The organism is Leucobacter luti (assembly GCF_019464495.1).
Lineage (GTDB): Bacteria > Actinomycetota > Actinomycetes > Actinomycetales > Microbacteriaceae > Leucobacter > Leucobacter luti_A.
In genome coordinates, this window is record NZ_CP080492.1 from 883,321 (window position 1) to 896,873 (window position 13,553).

Annotated in this window: 11 protein-coding genes; all 11 read right to left on the reverse strand. The window is 64.6% G+C overall.

Translation table 11 applies throughout. From position 1 onward, the window contains the following. Positions 1–9: 9 nt before the first annotated feature. Positions 10–1,056 carry a lipid II:glycine glycyltransferase FemX gene (locus K1X41_RS04000; protein ID WP_220175370.1) on the reverse strand — a complete coding sequence of 349 codons (1,047 nt, stop codon included), beginning with the start codon at positions 1,054–1,056 and terminating at the stop codon, positions 10–12. Continuing rightward, positions 1,053–2,669 (reverse strand): murein biosynthesis integral membrane protein MurJ, encoded by a 1,617-nt coding sequence (gene murJ / locus K1X41_RS04005; RefSeq protein WP_220175371.1) that lies wholly within the window; start codon positions 2,667–2,669, stop codon positions 1,053–1,055. Before murJ ends, K1X41_RS04000 begins: the two co-directional genes overlap by 4 nt. Continuing rightward, a complete protein-coding gene (locus K1X41_RS04010) occupies positions 2,669–3,769 on the reverse strand; it encodes a lipid II:glycine glycyltransferase FemX (RefSeq protein WP_220175372.1) in 1,101 nt (366 codons plus the stop codon). The genes murJ and K1X41_RS04010 overlap by 1 nt, the downstream gene beginning before the upstream one ends. A gap of 3 nt (positions 3,770–3,772) precedes the next feature. After that, complete coding sequence (locus K1X41_RS04015) at positions 3,773–5,449, reverse strand: ribonuclease J (RefSeq protein ID WP_132204829.1); 1,677 nt, start codon at positions 5,447–5,449, stop codon at positions 3,773–3,775. A gap of 15 nt (positions 5,450–5,464) precedes the next feature. After that, positions 5,465–6,442 carry a 4-hydroxy-tetrahydrodipicolinate synthase gene (dapA, locus tag K1X41_RS04020; RefSeq protein ID WP_132204827.1) on the reverse strand — a complete coding sequence of 326 codons (978 nt, stop codon included), beginning with the start codon at positions 6,440–6,442 and terminating at the stop codon, positions 5,465–5,467. Between the two features lie 68 nt (positions 6,443–6,510). After that, positions 6,511–7,179 carry an SDR family oxidoreductase gene (locus tag K1X41_RS04025; RefSeq protein ID WP_220175373.1) on the reverse strand — a complete coding sequence of 223 codons (669 nt, stop codon included), beginning with the start codon at positions 7,177–7,179 and terminating at the stop codon, positions 6,511–6,513. A gap of 45 nt (positions 7,180–7,224) precedes the next feature. After that, complete coding sequence (locus K1X41_RS04030; RefSeq protein WP_396426499.1) at positions 7,225–8,742, reverse strand: NAD-dependent succinate-semialdehyde dehydrogenase; 1,518 nt, start codon at positions 8,740–8,742, stop codon at positions 7,225–7,227. Between the two features lie 64 nt (positions 8,743–8,806). Next, a complete protein-coding gene (locus K1X41_RS04035) occupies positions 8,807–9,940 on the reverse strand; it encodes an iron-containing alcohol dehydrogenase (RefSeq protein ID WP_258566643.1) in 1,134 nt (377 codons plus the stop codon). Further along, positions 9,937–10,902 (reverse strand): NAD(P)-dependent oxidoreductase, encoded by a 966-nt coding sequence (locus K1X41_RS04040; protein ID WP_258566644.1) that lies wholly within the window; start codon positions 10,900–10,902, stop codon positions 9,937–9,939. The genes K1X41_RS04035 and K1X41_RS04040 overlap by 4 nt, the downstream gene beginning before the upstream one ends. A 2-nt stretch (positions 10,903–10,904) precedes the next feature. Continuing rightward, on the reverse strand, positions 10,905–12,422 hold the full coding sequence (locus tag K1X41_RS04045) for an aldehyde dehydrogenase family protein (protein WP_220175375.1): 1,518 nt from the start codon (positions 12,420–12,422) through the stop codon (positions 10,905–10,907). 26 nt (positions 12,423–12,448) lie between these two features. Continuing rightward, positions 12,449–13,552, reverse strand: a complete 1,104-nt coding sequence (locus tag K1X41_RS04050) for a mandelate racemase/muconate lactonizing enzyme family protein (RefSeq protein WP_220175376.1) — start codon at positions 13,550–13,552, stop codon at positions 12,449–12,451. Position 13,553 lies beyond the last annotated feature (1 nt).

Genomic DNA, 13,553 nt, shown 5'->3' on the forward strand with positions numbered 1-13,553 from the left:
CTCCCCCAGCTAGCCGCGGCGGAGCGTGCGCACGATCTTCTTCGCGAGCGGCAGCCCCTCGGTCCAGATCTTGTAGCCGGGGCCCGGCCGGTCCCAGGACCCAGCGAGCAGGTTCTCGTGTGAGGCAAAACCCGTCTTGAACGTGGTCACACCGTCATTAATCAGGCCGCCAAAATCGTAGCGTTCAATCCCAATTGACTTCATGTGCCGGATCACGTGCCACTTCAGCGCATAGTTTGCCCGGAGCCGCTGCCCGGTCTCGTCCATGCCCCCGTAGAGCTCAAAGGCGGTGCGGTCCGACTTCGCCATGTACAGGAACGCGACTGGCTTGCCCTCGACGTACGCCGCCCACACCGGAGCGTCGTCGCCGAGCATCGTGAACGCATCGTGGTAATAGGAATCCTCGTGGAGGCCAAAATCGGCGCGCTCACTCGTCTCACGGTAGACCTCAAGGCACTCGTCGAGCTGTGCAAGGGTCTCAACGGGCCGGATCTCCATCGTCTCTTCCCGGCCAGACTTGCGGATGTACTGCCGATGCTTCTTCGACATATCGGCGAGGAGTTCATCCTCCGACTTGCGCAGATCGAGGATCAGCGTGCGCGCAGGCAGCACCGGAGTCTTCGCTTCGCGCCACTTCTCCCCGAGCGAGAACGTGCCAGCGTCCTCGTCCGGCTCGATCGACACCGCGACAGCTTTCCGTGAGCCGTGCACCCACGTGGCTACGGCCTCGGCAACCTCACCGGGAGCAGGCACCGCGGCGGGCAGATCCGGATCCCGCTCGTCCCGCGCCACGACTGGTCCGCGCGGAGCGTACACAAAGCCGCCGAGCGGGCCCGGCAGCGTGCGTGTCAGGAGCTGGCACGCCCCGACCGTCTCGCCGGATGCGTCGGACACGAGGACGCGCTCGGCACTCCAGCGGTGGGCAGACTTCAGTTCGCCCCACCCCCAGAGCTGCAACGGGTGCCCTCCGAGCTCCTTCACCGAGGCGTCCCAGCGCTCGCGGTCGGTGCATGGCGTGACAGTGAGCGTCGTGCTGGGCTGAGCCGAAGAGGTCACGAGCGGGTCCTTCCGAGTTTACGAGCCACGAAGCCGGTGAGCTCCGCGAGATCAGGGGATCGCAGTAGCCGCAGTGCTCCGAGGTAGACGAGCAGCACGAGCATCGCGTCGAGCACCGCAAGGCCGACGGCGGCAAATGGGCCGTAGCCCGGGAAAACTCTGCCAAGAAACACGGTAAAGCCAAAGCCTGCCAGCAGCGCGGGTATCGCAGCGATGCCAAACCGGGCAAGACTCGCGAGGATTCGAGTGCCGTCGATCCGGCCAATACGTTTCCGAAGCAGCAGTACCGCGAGCAGGGCTTGGACGATCGTAGACGCCCCGAACGCAAGCCCGTAGGCCGGGCCGATCCACTCCTTAGGCAACACGAGGAGTCCCAAGGACAGGGCAATCAACAGCCCAATCTGCACTGACGTGAACACGAACGGCGTGCGGGTGTCCGAGAGCGCATAGAACGCTCGCTGCACAATAAACAAGAAACTATATGCGGCAAGCCCCACCATGTAGCACTGCAAGACGAGCGTGAAGAGCTGAACTTGCTCCTCGGTTCCGCCCAGGTTAAACACGCGACTCACGAACGGCGCCGCGCTACACACCACGACAGATGAGAGCACCATGACCAGTGAAATTTGCCGTGCGGACGAGGAGAAGTCAGCGCGGAACTCTGCCATCTTGCCGCTCTGCCCCCAGCCGGCAAGGCGGGTGAAGTAGGCGGTCGCGAGAGACACCGCAATCACTGAGTGTGGCAGCATGAAGATCAGCCACGCGTTTTGCATGGCGAGCGCGGAGGCGCCCGCACCGGAGGCCGTATTGATGACGTTCTGGGTCACAATACCGCCGAGTTGCATCACGACGATCGTCGCGAGGCTCCAACCGGCGATCTTGCCGGTCTGGGCCAAGCCCATCCCACGCCACTTGAAATCTGGCCGGTACCGGATGCCTGCTTTGCGCCATGAAATAAACAGGACGAGTGACTGCGCCACCACACCAAGCGTGGCGCTCCCGGCCAGTACCGCCACCGCAGTCGGCGTCCAATCCCCCGGTGTGCGCGTGCCCTGGGAGTCGGCTCCGTAGATCGCAATAAATGCGATGATGCCAGCGATAGCGATGACGTTATTCAGGACTGGCGCCCAGGTAAACGGGCCGAACACACTGCGAGCGTTGAGCACTTCGCCGAGCATCGTGTACAGACCGTAAAACACGATCTGCGGCAGCGCCCAGTACGCGAACGCGAGCGCCAGGCCACGCTGTTCATCACCCCAGGACAGCGTGAACAGGTGCACAATCCAGGGCGCAGCGGCAATCACCAACGCGGTGACGATCACGAGCGCGGTCATCACCAGAGTAAATACCTTGTTGATGTAGCCGGCTCCACCATCAGGGTCCTTCGCAGCCTTCACTATCTGCGGGACCAACACGGCATTGAGCATTCCGCCAAGCAGAATCATGTAGAGCGTATTCGGGAGCAGATTGCCATTCGCGAAGGCGTCTCCCGACACCGACGAAACCTGACCAATCGCGAATACGAGGAGCATCGCTTTCGCGAACCCCAACAAGCGCGACACCATCGTGCCTGATGCCATAACGGCGCTTGCGCGCATCAGTCCAGCGGCCATTAGTAGTACGGGTCCTTCCGGATGGCGAGCGACAGCCGGCGTGCTAGCCGATCCCCCAGCTTGACCCAGAACGCGAACGCCCACGGCTTTAGCGGCAGGTCAAATGCCCCAGCGTAGTCAATGATCTCCGGCGCAAACGAGCGTTTGAACTGCCCGACACCATGCAGCGGGTGGTCCGTATCGTCAACACGATCCGAGGGCGGTGCGCCACACAGGTCGTGGAGCATGGCACCGCGCTCGTTGGCCCAGCGAATGACCTCCCACTGCAAGGCGTGCGAGGCACCATACGCGGTTTTCGCGCGCACCGAGGCGCCATCTTTGTAGGTGGTCTTGGCCCCGAGGCCCATGGCGAATGCACCCGCAACAAGTTGCAGCTGACCGGCCTCATCGGCGCGGTGCGCGAGGAAGATCTGTCCAGCATCCGCGGCCTCGAACGTCTGCCAGAACGCCCGGTAGTAGCTCTCAGCGCGCAAAACGAAGCGGCCCTCTGCGGTTTCCTGGAGCAGGCCGAACAGTGCGGCGCAGTGCTCCTCTGTCGCGGCTACACGTGTCACGACGATTCCGTCGCGAGCCGCACGCGTGATCGAGTTGCGCGCCTTCTTGCCGATGCGTTTGAACACATCCGCTTCGCTGCCTGAGACATCCACGAGGATCGTTGACGGGTTCGGGATGATGCGAACCGTATCCCGGTACCCGGCGGCGTGGATTGCGGTGCGTGAGTCGGGGCCAGTGCGCGGCTCAATCTTGAGCATGAACGCACCGCGGCTGCGCGCGAGTGCGGCGACGGCCGCTGCGGTCTCCAGCACACGGCTGGCATCCTCCCCAGCCGGGCCGGCCGGCAGGTGCCACCACTCGCCGAGCAACGGCACACGCTTCGCGAGCACGCCCACCGCAATCGGGTTTTCGCCCGCTCGATCCACAATCACACGGTGCTGCCGGTACCGGCCTTCCGCGCACTTCACTCGCAAATAGGCGTCGCCAGACCACACTTCGCCGCCCCCCGGGTTTGCCGCGCAGAGCGCGTCCCAGTTGGCAACCTCAGTGGAGTTCGCGAGGCGGGCGACGGCCGAAGCCGCCGCCGTACCTGAGCCCGAAAGCACGCGCTACACCACCACCACGACAGGAACGATCATCGCCTTGCGGCGCAGCTTGGTGCCGACCCAGCGGCCCACTGTGCGGCGTACGATCTGCTGCAACTGGTGGTGATCCGTCACGCCGTCCTTCATCGCATCCTCAAGTGCCTTAGCAACCTGCGGCTTGATCTTGTCGAAGACGTGCTTCTCCTCGGCGACACCCTTCGCGTGGATGTCCGGGCCGGACACGATCTGTCCGAGTGTGGTCTCCACGACCGTGATCACGGAAATGAAGCCCTCTTCTGCGAGCGTGCGGCGATCGCGCAGATCGTCCTCAGTCACCCGGCCGACGCTCTTGCCGTCGACGTAGATGAAGTCAATGTCGAGCTGGCCAACCGGGCGCGCGACGCCGTCGACAAGGTCAACGACGGTGCCATTTTCGGCAATGACCGTGCGATTCTGCGGCACACCGGTCTCGATCGCGAGTGCGGCGTTCGCGACGAGCATGCGGTACTCGCCGTGGATCGGCATCACGTTCTTTGGGCGCACGATGTTGTAGCAGTAGAGCAGTTCACCCGCTGAAGCGTGGCCGGAGACGTGCACCTTGGCATTGCCCTTGTGCACAACATTGGCTCCGAGCTTCGTGAGCCCGTCGATCACGCGGTACACCGAGGTTTCGTTGCCCGGGATCAGGCTCGAGGCGAGGATCACCGTGTCGTCAGGACCGACCTCGACCTGGTGCTCACGATTGACCATGCGGCTCAGCACTGCCATCGGCTCGCCCTGTGAACCGGTCGACATGTAGACAATCCGGTGGTCAGGAATGTCGCCGCTCTTCTTGAGGTCGACGAGCACTCCCTCTGGCACGGTGAGGTAGCCGAGATCCGAAGCAATCTTCATGTTGCGGACCATCGAGCGGCCCAGCAGCACGACGCGGCGGCCGTTCGCCTGCGCGGCATCGAGCACCTGCTGCACGCGGTGCACGTGGCTCGAGAAGCTCGCAACGACGACCTTGCCCTTGGTCTTGCCAATAACCTGCTCGATCACGGGCCCGATGTTCTTCTCCGGGGAGGTGAACCCTGGCACGTCTGCGTTGGTCGAATCGGTCATGAAGAGGTCAACGCCCTCTTCGCCGAGCCTGGCGAATGCGCGCAGATCAGTGATGCGGCCGTCGAGTGGGAGCTGGTCCATCTTGAAGTCGCCCGTGCCAATCACGAGACCGGCGTCCGTGCGGATCGCGACCGCAAGCGCGTCAGGGATCGAGTGGTTGACCGCGATGAACTCAAGGTCGAACGGGCCATAGCTGACTTCTTCATCCGCTGCCACCACACGGGTGACGGGGCGGATCCGGTGCTCCTTGAGCTTCGCCTCAACAAATGCGAGGGTCAGCTTGGAGCCGACGAGCGGAATGTCTTCGCGCATCTTCAGCAGGTAGGGGACGCCACCGATGTGGTCCTCGTGCCCGTGCGTCAGCACGACAGCAACGATGTCGCTGAGGCGATCCTGAATCTTGGTGATATCAGGCAGGATCAGGTCAACTCCGGGGTGCTGGACCTCGGGGAAGAGCACACCACAGTCAACGATGAGCAGTTTGCCGTCAATTTCGTAGACGGTCATGTTCCGCCCGACCTCACCGAGGCCGCCGAGCGGAGTAATGCGAAGGGTGCCCGATTCGAGGGCGGGTGGTGCGTAAGCGGGGTTGGGCACAAAGCCTCCTGTTTGTTAGCGGGTGGTGCCTGCAATCTGGGGCAGGGCACCGCCGGCAGCCGCATTGCGGTCCGGCCTGAAGTTTGAAAGATCGACACCTGGCACGTTCTTCACGAGTGCGAGTTCGTCCTCAATGAGGGCAGCCTCCCACTCTTCTGGGCCAACGAGCGGCAGCCGCACGCGCGGGCTGCCAATGCGGCCGAGGCCGTGCAGGATGTATTTGGCCGCGACAGTGCCTGGCACGTGGGTCATCACGGCCCGCACGAGCGGCTCAAGGTTCTGGTGCGCCTCGCGCGCGGTATGCAGATCGCCTGCGTTCACCGCGTCGACGATCACGCGGTACGGGGCTGCAGCGATGTTCGCGGTGACCCCGATCAGCCCGGTCGCGCCGATCGACAGGTGCGGCAGCACGTTCGGGTCATCCCCGGAGAAGTACATGAGGTCCGTCTGGTTGAGCACGCGGCTGACCTCGCTGAGGTCACCCTTGGCGTCCTTGACAGCGAGGATGTTCGGGTGCTTTGCGAGCCGGAGGATCGTCTCGTACTTGATCGGAACACCGGTGCGGCCGGGGATGTCGTAGAGGATTACGGGGAGGTCGGTCGCGTCCGCCACCATGCGGAAGTGGGTCAGCAGACCGGCCTGAGTCGGCTTGTTGTAGTACGGCGTCACGATCATAACCCCGTCAGCGCCGGCCTTCTCGCTGGCCTTGTACAGCTCGATCGCGTGGGCAGTTTCGTTGGATCCGCCGCCCGTGATGATCTTCGCGCGGCCGCTCGAGACCGACTTCGCCACCTCAACGAGCTTGAGCTTCTCAGGGTCGGTCAGGGTGCTGGTTTCGCCAGTGGTTCCGGTGACGACGATCCCGTCAGCGCCGCTGACAATGCACTCATCAATATGTTTCTCGACGGCTGGCCAATCGACCTCGCCGTCAGCCTGGAACGGCGTAACGAGCGCGACGAGTACCTGTCCGAAGGGATTCTCCTGATTTGCCACTTCCCTAGGTTACCCGACGAAGCCTCGTCGCACTCATTCGGTGTGCGCGCGGCGCTGTGAGTGACGCCTCAGAACGCTTGCCCGGTAGCACGGATGATGAGTTCACTCACGTCGACGTCTGCCGGCTGCGAGACTGCCCAGTCCAGCGCAGCCGCCACTCGCTCCGGGGGCATCCACGCGTCAGGCCGTTCCGCCCAGAGCGGTGTCTCCACGGCCCCGGGTGAGAGCAGGGTGACGCGCACCCCAGTGCCGACGAGTTGTTGCCGCAGCGATTCCGCGTAGGCCGTGACCGCCCATTTCGTTGCGGTGTACAGATTCCCAGGGAACACTTTCCTCCCGGCGGAGGATCCGATCAGCACGATGTGTCCTGCAGCGAGGATCAGAGCAGGCAGGGCCGCCCTGACCAGGTACGCAGGCCCAAGCACGTTCGTGGTGACCATCCGCTCCCACTCGACCGGATCGCCCGAGGCAAGATCGCCGCGGGCGGAGAAGCCAGCGTTGGCAACCACGAGGTCGAGGCCGCCGCACGCTGCACGCACTTCTGCGACGGCCCGCCTTGTATCGCCCCAGTCCCCAGCATCCGCGGTGATTCCGCGGATCTCAGGGCGTGCGGCGAGAAACGCCGCGAGCCGCTCCGGATTCGAGCCGGTGACCCACACGTTGTCCCCCGCCGCGGCACGTGCCACGGCGATGGCCGCCCCGATCCCGCTCGTGCCACCAGTGATCAGTGTCTGCATGCTGCGCTCACTTTCAGAGTTGGGAGTGGAGGGGATCGAGCGGGGCTATGCTGCGGCGTCCAACAACGGATCGGCGATCCCGACGTACGTGGTCTCGAGGAACTCCTCGATGCCCTCTGCGCCGCCCTCTCGGCCAAGGCCGGACTGCTTGACCCCGCCGAATGGCGCTGCCGGGTTAGACACAATGCCCGTGTTCAGCCCAAACATCCCGACCTCCAGTTGCTCCGCCAACCGCAGCCCGCGGTTCAGATCACGTGTATACGCGTACCCGACGAGGCCGTACTCGGTGTCGTTGGCGAGCCGGATCGCCTCAGCCTCGTCAGCGAACACGGTGATCGGGGCGACGGGGCCGAAGATCTCCTCGCCAAGGATGCGCGCACCGGGAGCCACTCCGGTGAGCACCGTTGGTGCGTAGAAGTACCCGGCGCCCTCCAGGGCATGTCCGCCAGTAGTCGCGACGGCGCCCTCGGCGCGCGCGGATTCCACGAGTTCGGAGACCTTTTCGAGCGTCGCCCGGTCAACGAGTGGGCCCTGCTGGGTCCCGGCAGCGGAACCGTCGCCAACCGCAAGCGCCGCGACGCGCGCGGTCAACCGCTCAGCGAAGTCCGCGGCAATGGACTCGTGCACGAGGAACCGGTTCGCCGCAGTGCAGGCCTCTCCCCCATTGCGGAATTTGGCGAGCATCGCACCGTCGACGGCGCGATCCAAGTCCGCGTCAGGGAACACCAGAAACGGCGCATTTCCACCCAGCTCCATGGAGACCCGGAGTACGCCGTGCGCGGCATCCGCGATGAGGCGTTTGCCGACTGGTGTTGACCCGGTGAAGGAGAGCTTGCGCAGCCGTGGATCCGCGATCAGCGGTCCGGTCACGGCGCCAGCTGACGCCGTCGGGATCACGTTGAGTACACCGTCGGGGAGCCCGGCCTCCTGCAGCACCTGAGCGAAACGCAGTGCCGTCAGAGGGGTGAGCACTGCCGGTTTCAGCACCGCAGTGCATCCAGCCGCGATTGCTGGGGCGATCTTGCGTGTCGCCATCGCGAGCGGGAAATTCCACGGAGTCACGAATAGGCAGGGGCCAACTGGACGGCGCAGCACAAGCAGGCGACTGTTGCCGTCCGGCGCCGTAGCGTAGCGGCCGCTGATCCGCGAGGTTTCTTCAGAGAACCAGCGCAGGAACTCGGCCCCGTACGTGACCTCACCGCGGGACTCAGCGATCGGCTTGCCCATCTCCAGCGTGATGAGCTGCGCAAACTCCTCACGGCGCTCAATGAGCAACTCGAAAGCGCGACGCAGAATCTCCGCGCGCTCACGCGGAGCCGTCGCAGCCCATGCGGCCTGCGCCGCCACGGCGCCGTCGAGCGCGGCGACCCCGTCAGTAGGAGTCGCACTCGCTACCCGCACGAGAGTTTCCCCCGTCGCGGGGTTTTCGACCGCGAACGTGCCGCCATCGGATGCCTCGCACCACACGCCATTCAGTAGCAGCGCGGTAGGCGTGTCAGCGAGCAGGCTACCCGCCGCTGCACGCTCCGCCGCAGCCACTTCGCGCTGGATGCCGGCGCTCACGCGAGCACTCCGCGCAGAATGGCGACAATCTCGGCCGCTGTGGGGTGCACCGGGTTGTTCGCGGTCACCGCGTCTGCGAGTGTGTCCGCGCGGCAAGGCGCTCAAGATCTGCTTCAGTGACGCCAAACTTCGCGAGCGGGCCGACGAGGCCCAACCGCTCGGCGAAGGCGACGATCTCGCGCTGCGCTGCGTCAGCATTCTCCGCATCGCTCGCCGCAGTATCGCCCACCTCAAGCGCGAAGGCCACCCGTGCAAACCGCGCCTCGCGATGCGGTCGATTCAGTTCGAGCACTCCGCCCATTACGATCGCGAGTGCGAGGCCGTGCGGCACATTGAAACGTCCGCCGAGCGGGTGCGCGATCCCGTGCACGAGGCCGAGGCCGGTGTGCGAGAATCCTACGCCTGCCGTGTGACTCGCAAGCAACAACTCAGCGCGCGATTCAAGATCAGATCCGTCAGCCACCGCGCGCGGCAGATGGGTATGAACCGTAGCAATGACCTGCAGCGCAATCGCGTCAGAATACGGATTTGCCCGCACGGAGAGATAGGACTCGAGGGCGTGTGTGAGTGCGTCAAAACCCGTCGCCGCCGTCGCGTTCGGGGGGAGGCCGACGGTCAGTTCAGGATCGAGGACCGCTGCCCGTGCGAGTGCGCTGTCGTGCCCAACGTAAAACTTCCGCTGCGCTGCCGGGTCCGTAACCACGCCAAACGCGTTCACCTCGGCCCCGGTGCCCGCCGTCGTTGGCACCGCGACGATGGGAAGCGCTGCGTTGCCAAATGGGGTGCTGTAGTCAAGGCCAACTCCCCGCTCAGGATTGACAGCACCGAGTGCAATGCCTTTGGCAGCGTCGAGCGAGGATCCGCCACCAACGGAGACAATCGCCTCGGCCCCGGTACTCGCTGCGAGGTCGCTCCCCTCATCGATGTTTTGCGTGGTCGGATTCGGTGTGACGCTGTCGTACACCGCGATGGCAACTCCGGCCGCTTCCAGTGACGCGCGGACGGCGGCGACGACGGGTGAAGCTGCGAGGAACGGATCGGTCACGATCACCACTGATGAGGCTCCGAGGCCGACAACGATGGCACCGGTCTCAACGACTCTGCCAACACCAAAGTAACTCACCGGCTTCTGGTCGAGGGTGAGGCTCACGCTATCGAGCGGAACGGGGCCCGGCACGACTCCAGTTGCGGCGCTCATGCCGCGACCTCGGCACCCGCGAGCTCGGCACCCGCTGCGAGTCCAGTGCCCGCTGCAACGCGCAGTTCCTGGCCGATCAGGTCCTCGTAGAGTTTCACTGGAGTCATCTCACCTGCCAGATCCCCGTACTGCGCGCGTGCCCGGCGATACACCTGCTCGACGAGTGCGGAGAGTTCCGTTGGCACGCCAACGCTGCGTGCGAGATCGATCGAGAGCCCGAGGTCCTTACACGCCAACGCGATCGCAAAGCCCTCGTCGTAGTCACCGTCACGGAGCACCGACAGCACGTCGCGCTCAACAAACGCGCTGTTTGCCGGACTCGCGATCAGCGCTTGTCGCAGCACCTCCAAATCGACACCAGCCTTGGTCCCGACGGCGAGCACCTCAGCCGTGGCTACCAGGTGCGAGAACCAAAGTTGATTGATCATGAGCTTCACGGCGTACCCGGCACCGTGGCCACCAACGTGCAGGATCCGTTCTGGATCCCCCATCGCTTCGAGCACCGGCCGCACTCGCAGAACGTCTGCGGAGTCACCTCCGACAAAAATCTGAAGCATGCCAGCTGCAGCACCAACGGACATTCCGCTCACCGGGGCATCGAGGATCTTGAAGCCACGCCCGGCGTGCTCGACACGGACGCGGTCGGCAACTTCAGGCACCGAGGTCGACATGTCGATCCAGGTGCCGCCGTCTGCGAGCCCGGCCAGAACTCCTGCTGGCCCGTTCACCACGAGGTCGACGTGCTTCGGTGTCGGCAGCATTGTGATCACGAGATCCGCCCGCGCGGCAAGGGCGGCAGGCGTCTCGGCCCACTCGGCACCAGCGTCGAGCTGCTCCGCTGCGGCTTCTCTTCGAATGTCGTTGACGATAAGTGGGAACCCCGCGGCAAGCAGGTTCCGCGTCATGCCGGATCCCATGTTGCCGAGGCCGATGAATCCGACCAGTGGCCGCTGTGCTGACATACTCATTCGCTTTCTGCGTGTGACGAGAGGGTGCCCCCGCCGAGATCGATCCAGGTGGTTTTCAGAGCGGTGTACGCGTCAAGCGCGTGCATGGAGCGGTCGCGGCCAGAGCCGGATCGCTTGAACCCGCCAAAGGGGGTAATCACATCGGCAACGTCGTAGCTGTTGACCCACACTGTGCCGGCGCGCAGCTCGCGAGCGGCGCGGTGCGCAGTTGCAAGGTCACTCGTCCAGATGCTCGCCGCGAGCCCGTATTCGGAATCATTCGCGAGGGCAATGGCCTCGGCAGCACTGCGGGCCGTTGAAACGGACAACGCTGGCCCAAAAATCTCCTCTTGCCCGAGCGGGCTGGAGTTGTCAACGCCGTCAAACACAGTTGGAGCGAGGTAGTACCCAGCAAGCCCGTCAGGCTGCAGCACTTCGCCGCCGTACACGGTCACGCTCGGATCGCGGCGTGCCAGCTCGACGTAACTGAGCACGCGCTCCAGCTGCGTGGCAGAGGCAATCGTACCGATCTGCGTGTCAGCGAGCAGTGGGTCGCCGATGTTGAATGCGCTGGCGTGTGCCAGGACACGGGTGAGCAATTCATCGTGAATCGATTCCTCGACGATCAATCTGCTCCCACCGTGGCATGTCTGGCCGGCGTTGTAGAAAATGCCCCACGCTATTGCGCTCGCGGCGGCGTCGAGATCCGGCGCGTCCGCGAGCACCACCTGCGGTGATTTCCCACCGAGTTCCAGTGCAACCAGCTTCCCGTTGGATTCTGCGGCATAGCCAAGGAATCCGAGTCCGACCTTCGGAGACCCGGTGAAGGTGATCTTGTCAACGAGCGAGTGCCGGCCCAGGGCTTGACCGGCGACCGGCCCCAGCCCTGGCACCACATTGAACACACCGGCGGGAACGCCGGCCGCTGCGGCGAGCGCTGCGAGTTTGAGCGCCGACAGGCTGGTGTTCTCCGCGGGCTTCAGCACCACTGAGTTCCCGGTGGCTAGCGCGGGGGCAGCTTTCCATGCGGTGATGATCAGCGGGTAGTTCCACGGCACGACTGCCCCGATGACGCCCAGCGCCTCGCGCGTCACCAAAGCGAGCGCCTGCTCCGGGGCCGGAGCCACCTGATCAGATACCTTGTCAATGGCCTCGGCGTACCACCGGAACACCCTGATCGCGTTGGGGACATCGACATTGCGCGCGTCCGAGATCGGATGCCCTGAATCGATGGATTCCAGCAGCGCGAGCTCATCGAGGTGCTCTTCCATGAGATCGGCAAGCCGGAACAGCACGCGCTGTCGCTCACGCCGATCCGCACGGGCCCAGATCCCCGAGGTGAAGGCGCGATGCGCCGCGGTGACGGCCGCGTCAACATCGGCCTCCCCCGCACTCGAGACTCGCGCAATCTCGGTGCCATCCCGCGGGGCGAACGTAGGGAACGTGGCGTCATCGGCCGCTGGCCGAAACTCACCGTCAATGAACAAACGCGTTTCCGGGGTGAGTGCCGCCGCCGCGGCGATCCAATCGGTCATGATTGCTCCTGTGTCGGGGTCTGTGACTAGACGGTAAACCGGCGGACAGCGTCCCAGTCGATCGTGGCGCCGAGGCCGGGACGATCGGGAACGACGACATCGCCTACCGCGTCAATCTGGATGGGTTCCATGAAGAAGTCACGGCGCTCGGGTGTCCACCCTGGCGGATCAAACGGAAACTCGAAGAAGGGTCCTGCATCGACACCCGCGGCAACGTGCAGGTTGGCCAGCAGCCCGAGTCCGTTACTCCACGTGTGGGGTGTGAACAGCCGGTGCCGCTGACCGACAGCGTCCGCAACCTGACGTGCGCGATACATGCCCACGGCAAGCGCAACATCGGGCTGATAGACGTCAAATGCATCGGCCTCAATGAGCGCGAGCATTTCCGGCATAGTGCGCACCATCTCGCCGCCAGAGACCTGCATCCCCGTTTGGGTGCGCACGCGGCGCGCCCCAGCGACGTCCACCTGAGGGAGCGGCTCCTCAAGCCACAGCACTCCAAGCTCGGCGAGCTCGGCCGCGAGCCGCTGCACTTTTGCGAGCGGCAGCGCCGCCTCGATGTCCCCGGACATCCGCCACATCTGGTTCAGGTCAACCATCAGCTCGAACTCGGGGCCGACGGCTTCTCGCGCGGCGCGTACTGAGGCGATGCCCTCAGTAAGCCGGTCCCGCGCGATGCGAATCTTCATCGCGCGGAAGCCCAGCGCTTGAGCGTGCAGCGCAGCCTCAGCCCTGGCCTCTGGTGCTTTAAGTTCACCGCTTGACGCGTAGGCCGGCAGCCTGTCCCGCGATCCGCCGAACAGCACGCTCACCGGCAGGCCGGCAACCTGGCCAATAATGTCCCACAACGCAGCTTCGAGCGGCCAGTAGCGACCGCCGTGGAAATTGATTGTCTCGATCCTGCGGACCTGGTTCAGGATCTGCATCGGATCCGTGCCGAGAAACAGGTGCTCGTATGCCTCGAAGCCGTCCATCGTGTCCCCCGAGCCGTAGCCGACAACTCCGGCGTCTGTCTCGACGGTCACGAGAGTTGCCGGGAAGCTGCGGCGCGGCTCCGGGTCCCATGCCGCGTTGAACGGCGGGTCGAGCGGAAGCACGAGCCGAGTCAGAGAAATGGCGGTGATCTTCATA

Coding starts and splice junctions, on each gene's coding strand:
- murJ (WP_220175371.1), bottom strand. CDS start 2,669: ATGGCCGCTGGACTGATGCGCGCAAGCGCCGTTATGGCATCAGGCACG.
- K1X41_RS04025 (WP_220175373.1), bottom strand. CDS start 7,179: ATGCAGACACTGATCACTGGTGGCACGAGCGGGATCGGGGCGGCCATC.
- K1X41_RS04035 (WP_258566643.1), bottom strand. CDS start 9,940: ATGAGCGCCGCAACTGGAGTCGTGCCGGGCCCCGTTCCGCTCGATAGC.
- K1X41_RS04040 (WP_258566644.1), bottom strand. CDS start 10,902: ATGTCAGCACAGCGGCCACTGGTCGGATTCATCGGCCTCGGCAACATG.
- K1X41_RS04045 (WP_220175375.1), bottom strand. CDS start 12,422: ATGACCGATTGGATCGCCGCGGCGGCGGCACTCACCCCGGAAACGCGT.
- K1X41_RS04050 (WP_220175376.1), bottom strand. CDS start 13,552: ATGAAGATCACCGCCATTTCTCTGACTCGGCTCGTGCTTCCGCTCGAC.